Below are 12,309 nucleotides of genomic sequence, written 5' to 3'. Positions count from 1 at the left end.
TATGGTATACCGGTATTCCCTTTTGATTTAATGTATCAAGTAGTGTTCTGCTCTCATGCTTCGCATTCGCCAGAACTAAGTAGTACACTAAGCTCGAAAGAATCGCGCCAGGTGATTACTTATAGAGTGCATCCATCTGTGTCTGAAGTTCAGCAGCTACATCTGCGATACCTGCCTGTGCAAGAGCATCCTGCATCTCAGCTACGATTTCCTCAGCAGTACCTGTGTACTTACCGAATGAGATCTGCTTCATGTAGTTTGTGTAAACTTCGTTACAGTTATCAATCTTAGCCTGGATAGCATCTACATCAGGTACGAACTGTCCATAAGGATAGTCAATCTTAACCTTGTCATACTTAGCATAGAGCTCGTCGATCTTATCCCAGTTACGTGTTGCATCTCTGATCTCGATATCGTCGTTACGTCCCCACCAGTAGTTTGTCATACCATTGATGTTGTCTGTTGCTGAATCATATCCCTCAGGAGTTGTTCTGAGACCTTCATCGTTGATCTCATATGAAACGCCTTCGATACCATAGTTGAAGAGCTTGTAGCACTCAGGGTCGTTTCTGATAAGGTCATAAACCATAAGAGCTCTCTCAGGGTGCTCAGATGCTGCAGAAACTGCCATAGCACCGTGTGTGATTGAAAGTGCAACTACGTTGTCTGTCTCTTCGCCGAAGTAGAAGAAGCCTGACTCAGCCTTCTCATCATCAGCATAAATTGTGTTAGCTTCTGTTGCAGAGCAAAGGTCTGTCCATGTCTGTGTGTGGTGCTGCTCAGCTGCAACCTGACCTACACGGTACTCATCTCTGTTCTGTGAAGATGTGTTGTTAAGAACGTCTGTAGGCCATACACCGATCTCATCCCACTCCTTCATCATCTTTGCATACTCAACAAGTGAGTCTGTCTCTGTCATAACAGGTGTAACAACTGTGTAAAGGTCATCCTTTGTGCCACCCCAAAGAGCGCCTGTTGCAAGACCATCGATAGCTACGAAGTTAGTGTGTGAAGCAATCCAGCCGTTAGCCATCTGTGCATACTGTGTTCCGTCTGAATCCCAAACAGCCTTGAGTTCAGGATGATTCTCTTTTACATATCTGAAGTATGTTGTAAGGTCTTCCCAGCTGTGTACGCCATCAGCAAGACCTGCATCCTTAGCCCAGTCAAGACGATAGATGAATCCGTGGTTTGTCCACTGTGCATAGTTATCTTCGGGAATCAGATAGATGTCACCGTCATACTTACACATATCCCAGTGGTCAGCAGGTACGCTAGCCCATGTCTTGGGAGCATATGTCTTAAGCATATCCTCTGAAAGTGCAAGGAAAGCGCCGTTCTTTGCATTCGGCCATGCATCAAGCCAGTCAGATGCTGTACCAACAAGGTCTACAGAACCATCCATCTGTGCAAGTGTAAGGTTGTAGTTTGCAAGATAATCTGTCCACTCAATGTAGTAGATCTGAAGCTCAGCGTTAACCTTCTCGGTGAGGATCTCATTGAGCTTTGCAAGCATCTCATCAAGACGCTCAGCAGACTTTCCATCAGGTCTGTCACCTGTTGTCATGTAGTTGATAACTACGTGCTCAGAAGTATCAATATCAGATGCAGCTGCCTCTGTAGCCTCGCCTGCCTCTTCTGTTGTTTCTTCTGTTGACTCAGCTGTCTCTGCTGCAGCGGTATCTTCTGCAGCTGTTTCTGTGGTAGCCTCTGTCTTGTCTGCAGCGCTATCACCACTGTTTGATGAACCACCACAGGCAGCCAGTGAGAATACCATTGCAGTACTCAGTAAAACTGACAATACCTTTTTTTTCATTTCAAATCCCTCCTATTAAAAATGAATAGTGTATATCTGAACTCGTTTCGAGTAAAGATCAGTTAACCTTTAACAGCTCCTACCGTGATACCGCCGATGAAGTATTTCTGTACAAACGGATAAAGAAGTACGATAGGTCCCGTTGCAAGCATTGCGTTTGCCATCTTTACAGTCTCTGTAGGCAGATCGGTAAGTGAAATATACTGTCCTGCTACTGACTGCTTAAGGGCCTGGGTCTTATTAACAATTTCGTAAAGGCTGTACTGAAGTGGCTTTACGTCTACCTTACTTGAAAGGAAAAGTGATGACTGATACCACTCATTCCAATAACCAAGTGCAAGGAAAAGTCCGATTGTTGCAAGCGCCGGCTTAAGCATCGGAAGAACCAGTCTTACGAAAATAACCATATCTCCTGCTCCGTCGATTTTTCCCGACTCTGTAATCTCGTGAGGAATCTGCTTAACGAAGTTCTTCATGAGAATGATCAGCCAGGGTGACATCATCAAAGGAAGAAGTACTGCGAAGTAGCTGTCCTTTAAGTGATATGTCTGAGTCATCAGCAGGTAGTAAGGTGCAAGACCTGCTGAGAAAAGGCTTGTAAAGTAAATATAGAAGGAAATCGCGTTTCTGAAAGGGAAATCCTTACGCTGAAGCGCATATCCTGTCATTGAGATGATTGCAAGTCCTACACCTGTTCCAACCAGCGTCATGGTGATTGTAAGTGCGTATGACTTCCAAATGAGTCCGCTCTTTGTAACCATCTCGTATGCTTTAAATGTAAACTCGTGGGGCACAAGCTGAACTCCGTGAAGTCTTATGTAATTCTCTGAAGTAAAGCTTGATGCCAGAATTATAAGGAAAGGAAAAATGCAGGCCAGTGCGTAAAAGGTTGTAAGGAAATAACCTATTCCGCGGACAACCATATCGGTCGCACCAATTTTTACCTTGGCTCCGCTTTCCATTAAATCTAAATCTTTTGTCTTAGCCATTTTTATGCTCCCAATCAAAACAGTGAATATTCAGGATCGATCTTCTTGATAACCCCGTTAACTACCATAACGATTACAAATCCAACTAGTGACTGATAAAGACCAACTGCCGAAGCTGTTGAGAAGTTGAAGTCTGTCATTGTAGCTCTGTAAACGAAGGTCTCGATGATATCTGTCGTATCATAGAGCAGTGAGTTTGTTCCTACTATGTTGTAGAACAGACCGAAGTTACCCTTTACGATTCCGCCAAGTGCGAACAGGAGCAGGATAATGATCGTAGGCTTAAGGCTCGGAAGAATGATGTATCTGATTCTCTGGAACGCGTTAGCTCCGTCAACCTTGGATGCCTCTATGATTTCTGCATCTATTCCGCAAATAGCTGCGAAGTAAACTACTGAGTTATAACCTGTCTGCTGCCAGAGATAAATGATAACCAAAAGTACCGGCCATACATTCGGATCAGCGTAAGGCTGCCATTTTTCCATTCCCAAAACTTCAAGTATTCCGTTTACAAATCCTGTATCGTAGTTCAGAAGGTTGAATACCAGAACTCCTACAAGAACCTGTGAAATGAAGTAAGGAAGGAACATCATTGTCTGAGAAACCTTCTTAAACAGCTTTGCCTGCATCTCGTTAAGAAGAATAGCCATGATGATCGCAAGCACATTACCCAGGATAATGAAAGCCAGGTTATAAAGAATTGTGTTCTTAGTCAGTGACCAGAGCTTTCCGGATGATGTAAGGAATTCGAAATTCGCAAGTCCTATGAATTTACTTCCGAATATTCCCTTACCGTAGTTATATTTAACAAATGCAACCCATATACCCGGCAGAGGCATGTAACTAAACATGAAGAAGAAAACAATTGCCGGTATACACATCAGAATCAAAGTTCTGTACTTTATTATGTTGCCGATAAATCCTCTCTTTTTGTGCGGAACTGCTTTCGCTTCCGCGCTATTTGATTTACTCATCTAAATCCACTTCCCTTTACGTATTGAACGTTGTTATTTTAACCAATTTGCAACCGGTTTCATAATTTTATTTAAACATAGTGCTGTCATATCGTCAATGAATATTTTGAAACCGGATTCAAATTTGTTGAATATGTACAAAAAGAGGTGCTGCGAATTAGCACCTCTTAACTATTGACCTTTTCTGTTCATTTTATATTCTTTTATCGTTAATATTTTGTTCATATACTATGAAATGCGTTTCAAAACTTGTTTCATATTTTCAGTTTCCTGAAAGTTCAGGCTCTGCTTGGCCCGCTGCTCTCACGCTTCACCAGAGTCGGTTCTACGCTCTGCCAGCGGGGAACCTCTTCTCCCTTTGAAACTGCTATGGCCGTGTCAATCAGGCATTTGCCAAAGCTCTCATAGTTATAATCAACGCTTGTAAGCTTGGGGATCATAACCTCTGAAATATACGTATTATCGAAGCTGGCCACAGAGAAGTCCTGAGGAATGCGATACCCGCTGTCTCCTATTGCACGGACAACACCGGCAGCTGTGAAATCGTTGATAGCAATGATCGCCGTCGGGAGCTTGGGAAGCTGCATGATTTTCTTCATTGCATCATAGCCATCCTCTATAGAGTAGCTGCCATCCACGATATAGTCAGGATTCACCTCTATTCCATGCTCTTTTAGAATATTTGTATAGATGACCTTCTTATCATATGATGACCTTACGTCCGGACGTCCGCCAACTATGGCTATTCTGGTATGTCCCAGTGAAAGCAGATGCTCCATAACAAGGCTTGTGGCGCTTCTGGCGTCAATTTCAACGCTGTAGCTGGGAATACTCTCATCAAGACGACCTGTGACTATAAGCGGCACGGTATCTGAAAGCTTCTTTACGATTTCGCCGTAATGTCTGTCTGTTTCAAGATCATCAACTCGTCCGCCGATCTGCACAATAGCATCAACCTTCTGCTGTCTTAGCATCTCAAGTTGCTCTATCTCGTTCTCAGTTATACCAAAGGAGTTGTACAGTGAAACTGTATATCCCGCCTTCTGAGCTGCTGCTTCGCAGGCAACAAAAAGCTGGGCGTAGAAAGGGTTTCGTACGTCAGCAGCGATTATTCCTATTGATTTGGTCGAGGTCTCGGATAATCCCTTTGCGAGTGCATTGGGCTTAAAGTTATACTTTTCGATTATCTGCAGAACCCGGTTTCTCTTCTCTGCGCGGACGTTAGCACTGTTTGTCATAACGCGCGACACAGTGGCCGGTGAAACACCCGCCTCACGAGCAATATCATAAATTGTGATGCTTTTATTCTCTATGGCTCCCATAATTTCACACGCTTTCATGAAATTTGAAACCGGTTGCAACTCCATGATAAAATAAACTCCCTGACAATGTCAAGGAGTTTGTGAATGGGTCTCCTGCCTGCTTTATAAACATATATATTCCTCTCTGCTGACGCTCTCGCTCGGTTAAAAACGTAGCGGTACTAAGGCCGCAAAGAATGCAGCCTAAGTACCAACATTCTTTCACTAAGCTCCGGTTTGTTTGTGCTTTAATTGACATTTGAAGTGCCATTTGGGATTCGTAACGTAATTGTCTGCCGCGATTGAACAAACTGCTTAAATGGGCAGGCAAATATCGGCTAATTTTTCTGCTATAAACAGTCAAACCGCAAATACGGGCAGTCAAACATCCCTAAAAATGCCTGCCCTAAACAGGCAAATTGCAAATTTAAGCAGGCAAACATCCCTAAAAATGCCTGCCTTAAACAGAAAAACCTCAAATACGGGCAGGCAAAAAGTTCCAAAAGTGTCTGCCCCAAAAAGGCAAACCGCAGATACAGGCAGGCCGCCAGGGGAAAGACCTCTACCACTTCTCATTTGCTGAAAAGAAATACCTTTGGAAAAGGGAATACATTTTTATCTGCGTTTAGAACAATCTGTAAACTACTACACCGTGGGCAGGGATTTTTGCTGATATTATGCTCTGCTCGTTAGAATCCCAGTCATTGGTTTTGCCGGTCCAGACGTCCTTTATGTTGGAGGCTGAATGGACGATGGCTGCGCCGGTTGTGAATTGGGAAGTATCACAGCTTACTTCCTTCTCGCTGTCAGTAAGATTGAACATACCGATGAATAGCTCAGTGCCGGCTTCGTCGATGTTGAGCCAGATGGCTTCGTCATCGCTACGTCTTAGCTGGAAGCCTCTGTGCTTGCCGTCCATTACGCGAAGGAGCTCTTTGTTGGTGAGCTGTGCTTTGTTTACATCATCGAGCTTTGTGAGCTCGGCGCCTATCATAAGCGGTGATCCGAAGAGGCACCAGAGGCTCATCATAGTGCGAACCTCGTCAAAGGTAAGGTTGGAGGTTCTCTCCTGTCCAAAGCCGTAGCCAAGCTGTCCGAGAGGAAGCATGTCGCAATCAGGATAGTTGCCCTTGGAGGTTCTGCCGTTCCAGGTCTCGCATCTCCAGAACATCTCCTTAAGAAGTCTCCAGTCATCCCAGAAATCATCTGTGATTCGCCACATATTGGCATTTTCTTCATAGAAAAAGTCTCTGTCCACATGAGCAGGTCCGGGAGAAAGTGAAAGTACGATGTCTCTTCCGCACTTCTCGATTGCTCTGTGGATCATCTTAGTCTCTTCGTAGCCGCTGAATTTTATTCTGCCGCTGTCAGGATACAGGAAGCTGTCGCAGATATCATCGCACTTGATAAAATCAACGCCCCAGTCAGCATACATTTTTATAAGATCGTCATAGTATGCCTGGCCTGCTTCATTTGCTCTTACGCCGTACATGTCAGGATTCCAGCCGCAGATAGACCATGCATCGGCAGCCATATCTGCTGTGAACTGTGTTCCATGAATAGGGCACTTATCGTGGGCTGCCTGTCTGGCAATTCCTCTCATGATGTGAATACCAAACTTAAGTCCAAGGTCGTGCACGTACTCCGCAAGATGAGTAAAGCCGCTTCCGTCAGCTGATGAAGGGAATCTGTTAACAGCAGGCTGAAGCCTTCCAAACTGATCCATCTCATCATTTCCAAAAGGAATATACTGGAAATCCGCACGTCTTGCGCCGGCATCCTTTGAATACCACTCAATATCCACAACCACATACTCATAACCGAATTCCTTCAGATTTTCAGCCATATATTTTGCATTGGCCTTAACCTGCTCCTCTGTTACGGTAGTATCGTAGTAATCATAGCTGTTCCACCCCATAGGCGGTTTCTTTAAAAAGTTCTTCTTTCCCATACCATTCTCCTCATAAAATAATAATGACTTCAATAATGAATCATAACACTTTTGAACCGGAGTTGATACTATCTCGTCCGGTCCAAAAAGTCAGATTTTCAGATTTTTACAAGCTCATAATCTCTTGTTCCAAGTCCTATCTTCTCGCCGTGAGCAAGGGTTTCCTTCCACTTAACATTAGGATTGTTATCAAGGAAATTGTCATCGTGACGATGCCAGTCCATCTTAGCAAGGTTGTCACCAAGCTGACTGTTTCTCACAGGCTCAGCCGCAAGGCACATATCTGCGCAGGCCTGATCGATGGCAACAGGGTCAAAGGATGCGAACATTCCGATATTAGGAAGAATAGGCGCATCATTCTCACCGTGGCAATCGCAGTTAGGCGAAACGTCCATGATAAGACTTATATGGAATGAAGGCTTGCCATTTACAATAGCAGCCGTGTACTCAGCCATTTTACAGCAAAGAGATTCTTTCGCAGAATCATTGTTAGGATGTATAGCGTCAAAAACGCAAGCTCCGATACATCTTCCACAGCCCTTGCACAGGTCCTGATCTATAACAGCCTTGCCTGTCTCATAGGAAATAGCATCAGATCCGCACTCCTTCGCACACTGCTTACAGCTCTTACACATAGAAGGCTCAACCGAAGGTTTTCCGTCGTTATGCTGCAGCATCTTTCCCGCACGACTTCCTCCGCCCATTCCAATATTCTTGATGGCTCCGCCAAAGCCTGTCATCTCGTGTCCCTTAAAATGAGACAGAGAAATAATAATATCAGCATCGTAAAGGGCATGACCGATGATTGCCTCCTGGCAGTACTCGCCGTTTGGCACGGGAACGCTTATCTCATCCGTTCCCTTAAGACCATCTGCAATGATAACGTAGCAGCCTGTGGTAACGCTGTTAAATCCGTTTACCTCTGCATTATAGAGGTGATCCACCGCATTTTTACGGCTTCCTGGATACAGCGTATTGCAATCCGTAAGGAACGGCTTTCCACCCAGCTCCTTGATCAAATCCGCAACGGCCTTAACATAGTTAGGTCTAAGGTATGAAAAATTGCCAAGCTCGCCGAAATGCATCTTGATTGCTACGAACTTACCCTCAAAATCAATTGTATCTATCCCCGCTACCTTAAGCAGCTTTTGAAGCTTAACACCCTGGCTCACACCAATATGTGTTCTAAAGTCAGTAAAATATACCTTTGATTTGCCCATAAGAATTCTCCTTCCATTAGTAAATGCCATAAATATATTTTCGCAATTTCATAGACTTTTTTCAATGAATAATTCTTGTCTTCTTTGCTGACATAAGCTAAACATCACTTATCCCGCGAAATTTAAAAAATATGCTCCGGCCCTCTTGAGAGGTATGTAGTTTTGTGGTATAGTCTATGTAGTATTAAAAACTACATGCAGGCAGATTTGTGTAACAACCGGCCGGAACGGAGGAAATTATGACAGTACAAGAATTACAGAGTTTTTTCAAAGAACATCTCGTTCCTTCAAAGCTCTATACTTTTGGGAAAGGGCATGATGGCAGGATCTGTCTCACCAAGGTCGGCGAGATCTGGGAACTGTATTTCATGGATCACAAGGAAAAAATCGGACTTATGAAATTTACTGACGAAAACAGCGCTTGTCTCAAAATGATGGATGAGCTCCGCAAGATAATGGAAAGCATATACGAAATAACCTGGCTTCCGAAGAAAGCTTAATCAATATAAAAATCAAGGCTGGCGCCGCAACGCCAGCCTTTTTTCATGATGTAAAATACAGTATAGCACAAACAAGTGCCAATACCCAGAAAACTACGCTGAAATAAATAGTCCATCTATTACTGTCGTATTTTTCAGTCTCGATGTAGTTTTCCTTAATAAGCTCTATTCTCTCTTCCTCATGTCCGTCGTAGATAGGCTCCTCGGGCGCTTCCTCTTCTTCGCCTTTGCCCTCTCCTTCGCCTTCATCCGACTCATCGCCTTCAGGCTCATTATCAAGAGAAATATCCTCAAGAGTTGTCTCTTCAGGCTCAGGAACAGGCATTTCCACGTCCTCACCGGACAGCTCAGATACGCCCTGAGGTTCCGGCTCCGACTCCTCTTCCTTGCCGATCATGTCAGGATCCTTAAGCACAGGCTTTTCTACTCTGTTAAATTCGCCCGCAATGAAAAAGCCTAGGCCCACAAGGAAAAGAACCAATGTATAAATCAGATAGATAAGATTATGCTTCATGAACATCCCCCTCTGCAGTCACGAACTAATCACCTCAAATATGGTAAAACTTCCTTCAAAGAGATTCTAATCCAAACCGGATCAGCCCTTCTTAAACTTAACACCATCCGGTGTCATCGTCTTAAGCACAGACTTATAGGTCTTAAACGCCTTCTTATTGATCTTAATTACCGCTGTCTTATTTATCTTTGAAAAGCAACCGGGGCCAAACTCAGCTATCTGCTTTGACTTGATTTTTACCGAAGTCAGATTTTTACATTTATAAAATGCATTTTTTCCGATCCTTGTTACATTCTTACCTATTGTGACGGTTGTAAGTTTTTTATTTCCCTTACATGCGCCATCCGCCACCTCAGTGACCTTCGCCTTGATATCGCCGATAGTTACTGTATTTGGAATATTAAGCACTGTAGCCTTTTTATTTGCAACCTTCTTAAAGCTGACTGTGTTCTCAGTAAGGGCTATAAAGGTACCTTCATCTGTCTTATACTTCTGGCCCGGAGTAAGGGTAAGAATTACATCCTTATACTTGGGATAATAAACGCTCTTGGCAAGGTCGCCTCTCTGCTCTGCCCTGGTCTCCTTATCTGCGGGAATTTCGTAGTAATAACACCATCTGTAGCCGGCATTATAAGCACCATTTTCATCATTACTTACGCTCTTAAGCGGATCAAGAACACTGTTTTTGTAATAGTAATCACCCTCAAGCTCTGATTTTAAGTACTCAAGCTGTCCCTCTAAATCCCTGTAATCATAGCCTTCTCTTCTGCAAAATCTTTTCAGAGCTTCATATCGCAGTCCATGCCACTGACAGATTCCGAAGCTTGTTCCGTTATCGCTCTCAACATTGGGCCTAAAGCTGGATTCCTTCTCGATATTAGCAAGAACGCCTGCGCTTGCTGCATTATTAAAGCTCATTTTTTCCATGAGGTAATAAAAAATCTTTTCCTCATTGTTATTTCCGCGCAAAGATGCAGCCTGTACGCTGCCCTGTGGCACAAACAGACTGCATCCTAAAATAATCGTAATTCCAACAAGTGTTTTTCCCCAAAAACCTTTCATAACTCCTCCGATGCTACATAGGCTTCTCGTAGTAGAACGAGCTCTTTCTGATAAAGCCTATTTCTTTGTAATTTATAATCTGCTCGGTACTACCGATAAACAGAACTCCGCCCGGTGCGAGAGCATCATAGTATTTTCTGAAAATCTCGTCCTTGGCTTCCTCTGTAAAATAGATAAGCACGTTTCTGCAAACGATAAGATGATAATCCTTCGGATAGGGCTCTCTTAAAAGGTCGGCCTGTTTGAAGTTTACTCTCTTCTTGACCTCATCAGATACACGCCACTTTCCGCCGGGCTCCTGAGAAAGATATTTCTTCTTCATCTCTGCAGGAACTGCCTTAACTTCCTTGTCATCATATACGCCTGCGCGAGCTTTTGCAAGCGCAACGGTATCAATATCCCACGCCATGATGTTGATCTGATTGATTGGAATATGGTTAGAGAGCAGCATAACTATAGTATATGGCTCATCGCCTGTTGAGCAGGCAGCGCTCCATATCTTAAGATTTTTACCAAACTTATTAATAAGCTCAGGAACCATCTGCTTATCCATGAGATTCCACTGATCGATATTTCTGTAGAACTCGGATACGTTGATGGTTAGATATGTGATAAATGTCTCTCTCGCAGTCTGGTCCTTCTTGATAAGGTCCATATACTGATCATAGCCCTTACACTCAGTCTTACTGATAAGCGTATCAATCCTGCGCTTCATCTGCTTTTCTTTGTATGCATTAAGATCAATCTTTGTAAGCTTATAAACTTCGCCTTTAAACCACTCATAATCAACAGCCATTTTTAAGACCCCCTGATCAAAAATTTTAGGACAGTTCCCATCAATATAACTACTGATTTTAGTATAGCCCACGTAATACATGAGTGTAAAATTAAATATATATAAACAAAATTATGATTATATAACTAACCACGACTCACTATTAGACTTTTCAAAATATCATACTTAATCACTACTTTTCTCGCCCTTAATATCCTCAAGGGCATTATTTATCTCCTTAACTTTTTTGCTGTAAATAAGAAAATTCACAAACCATATTGTAATGTAAGCCCATATAAACAGCATAACACCAAGCCAGAAAAATGGATTATTAATTAATAGCCATCCCTGAATCGCGGCCAGCACCCAAAAACCTGAGAAGGATATAATAAAATGAGTAAATGTAACTCGCAAAATGCTCCAACGATCCACATCATATACAGCAGATGATCCCATACTGACAGCACCATATATGCCTCCGGCCAATAATTCAAAGAGCGAATGTCCTGATAGTGTAAGACCACCAGGCTCTCCCTGGCTTGACAGATACCATACTGTAAGTCCTATAAGGATACCTATCCAGAATCCGATGGTGCCTAAGATGAGAGCTTTTTTCATTATTCTACTCATGCTTATCACCACCTTTCCTCAGAACGGCCAACCTCTCCTGGATATGCTTCATAAAACGCCTTGCTACCCAGGTCTGTGTACCATTAACAAAAATAACCTTAATAGTCCCCGCTATACTCATATCAAAGCTGGAAACCTTCTTAAGATTTACTATCTCACCCCGGCTGATTCTGACAAACGCATCTGACCTCAGTACATTCTCTAATTCCTTCAGCGGAATCCTTACTTCATAATCATCTGAATCAGTACACACCTTAAGCTTACGGCTCTCTGTATAAACACGGACAATATCCTTCTTATTAAGCAGAATGTCCATGTCCTCTTTGCGCACCGCAATCTTTTTGTCTGAATCATCTGCAGCGCATTGTTTTACGCTCTCAATTATCCTCTCGACTAATTCTGTCCTCTCAGATGCCCTGATCACCACCTGGGGCTTATCATATCCAGAATCAATCTCAAGACGAATGCTAATTTTCTCATCCATTAGCCATCAATTCCTCATGCGAAAAATCCAAGATCACCATCAATTACAACAGACAATATCATTGTAACAAATTGCGAGGATTCTTTGCATGAG

At 43.1% G+C, this 12,309-nt stretch carries 12 protein-coding genes; 1 reads left to right on the top strand and 11 read right to left on the bottom strand.

Annotation, left to right across the window (positions count from 1 at the left end; all coding sequences use genetic code 11):
- Positions 1-115: 115 nt before the first annotated feature.
- The 6 genes from G608_RS0100150 to G608_RS0100125 form a co-directional block, all read right to left on the bottom strand.
- On the bottom strand, positions 116-1,816 hold the full coding sequence (locus G608_RS0100150) for an ABC transporter substrate-binding protein (RefSeq protein WP_026494285.1): 1,701 nt from the start codon (positions 1,814-1,816) through the stop codon (positions 116-118).
- A 62-nt stretch (positions 1,817-1,878) separates the two neighbouring features.
- Positions 1,879-2,805, bottom strand: a complete 927-nt coding sequence (locus G608_RS0100145) for a carbohydrate ABC transporter permease (protein WP_081677232.1) — start codon at positions 2,803-2,805, stop codon at positions 1,879-1,881.
- A gap of 14 nt (positions 2,806-2,819) precedes the next feature.
- Positions 2,820-3,779, bottom strand: a complete 960-nt coding sequence (locus G608_RS0100140; RefSeq protein WP_026494283.1) for an ABC transporter permease — start codon at positions 3,777-3,779, stop codon at positions 2,820-2,822.
- 278 nt (positions 3,780-4,057) lie between these two features.
- Positions 4,058-5,119 (bottom strand): LacI family DNA-binding transcriptional regulator, encoded by a 1,062-nt coding sequence (locus G608_RS0100135; RefSeq protein WP_242829311.1) that lies wholly within the window; start codon positions 5,117-5,119, stop codon positions 4,058-4,060.
- A 586-nt stretch (positions 5,120-5,705) separates the two neighbouring features.
- Positions 5,706-7,031, bottom strand: a complete 1,326-nt coding sequence (locus G608_RS0100130) for a glycoside hydrolase family 27 protein (RefSeq protein WP_026494281.1) — start codon at positions 7,029-7,031, stop codon at positions 5,706-5,708.
- Positions 7,032-7,129: 98 nt separating this feature from the next.
- On the bottom strand, positions 7,130-8,251 hold the full coding sequence (locus G608_RS0100125; RefSeq protein ID WP_026494280.1) for a DUF362 domain-containing protein: 1,122 nt from the start codon (positions 8,249-8,251) through the stop codon (positions 7,130-7,132).
- A 239-nt stretch (positions 8,252-8,490) separates the two neighbouring features.
- On the opposite strand from G608_RS0100125, the gene G608_RS0100120 reads away from it, so the two are divergent.
- Entirely contained in the window at positions 8,491-8,751 is a 261-nt protein-coding gene (locus tag G608_RS0100120; RefSeq protein WP_026494279.1) for a hypothetical protein, read from the top strand.
- A gap of 43 nt (positions 8,752-8,794) precedes the next feature.
- Here the strand turns inward: G608_RS0100120 and G608_RS0100115 are convergent, their stop codons facing one another.
- From G608_RS0100115 to G608_RS0100095, 5 genes are all read right to left on the bottom strand, one after another.
- Positions 8,795-9,265 carry a hypothetical protein gene (locus G608_RS0100115; RefSeq protein WP_026494278.1) on the bottom strand — a complete coding sequence of 157 codons (471 nt, stop codon included), beginning with the start codon at positions 9,263-9,265 and terminating at the stop codon, positions 8,795-8,797.
- A gap of 81 nt (positions 9,266-9,346) precedes the next feature.
- Positions 9,347-10,327, bottom strand: coding sequence for a phage tail tip lysozyme (locus G608_RS0100110; protein ID WP_026494277.1), 981 nt, complete (start codon positions 10,325-10,327; stop codon positions 9,347-9,349).
- A gap of 13 nt (positions 10,328-10,340) precedes the next feature.
- Positions 10,341-11,123 (bottom strand): CheR family methyltransferase, encoded by a 783-nt coding sequence (locus tag G608_RS0100105; protein WP_026494276.1) that lies wholly within the window; start codon positions 11,121-11,123, stop codon positions 10,341-10,343.
- 165 nt (positions 11,124-11,288) lie between these two features.
- Complete coding sequence (locus tag G608_RS0100100) at positions 11,289-11,732, bottom strand: DUF3021 domain-containing protein (protein WP_026494275.1); 444 nt, start codon at positions 11,730-11,732, stop codon at positions 11,289-11,291.
- The gene (locus tag G608_RS0100095) at positions 11,725-12,216 is read right to left on the bottom strand and encodes a LytTR family DNA-binding domain-containing protein (protein WP_026494274.1); all 492 of its coding nucleotides are present in this window, start codon (positions 12,214-12,216) and stop codon (positions 11,725-11,727) included. Before G608_RS0100095 ends, G608_RS0100100 begins: the two co-directional genes overlap by 8 nt.
- Positions 12,217-12,309: the final 93 nt, after the last annotated feature.

The sequence above is a fragment of the Butyrivibrio sp. WCD3002 genome (assembly GCF_000424265.1).
GTDB lineage: Bacteria > Bacillota > Clostridia > Lachnospirales > Lachnospiraceae > Butyrivibrio.
This window is presented reverse-complemented; position numbering and strand designations above follow the sequence as displayed.